The organism is Ostreibacterium oceani (assembly GCF_009362845.1).
GTDB lineage: Bacteria > Pseudomonadota > Gammaproteobacteria > Cardiobacteriales > Ostreibacteriaceae > Ostreibacterium > Ostreibacterium oceani.
This window is the reverse complement of the sequence record NZ_WHNW01000034.1, coordinates 1-319: the sequence shown is the minus strand read 5'-3', so window position 1 is coordinate 319 and position 319 is coordinate 1. Positions and strand designations below refer to the sequence as shown.

The window sequence follows — 319 nt, the reverse complement described above, 5'->3', positions numbered from 1 at the left end:
GACCCACAAAACCATATCCAGCAAGAAAGTGAAAAGCACCTAGACAAGAATAGTTTTAAGCATTGGGCTACTGCTTGTTTAGCTACTAAAACTAATCTTACGCAGAAAACACAATATGGCTTTCAATCGAGATTAGATAACTACATTTACCCTAAATTCGCTGATTGCAATATCAACGACATATCAAGTAAATCCATTCTTGATTTTCTAAAGGGGATTGAAAACAAGGGGCTTTACGAAACGGCTAAACGATGCAAAGGAATAATGAGTCAAGTATTTAGACATGGAATCATGAATGGGGCGTGTGCTAATGACCCTT

At 37.3% G+C, this 319-nt stretch carries 1 protein-coding gene; it reads left to right on the top strand.

Going from position 1 to position 319, the window contains the following annotated elements:
* Window positions 1-319: phage integrase central domain-containing protein (locus GCU85_RS10500; RefSeq protein WP_218110680.1), on the top strand; the 319-nt coding region annotated here is incomplete at both ends.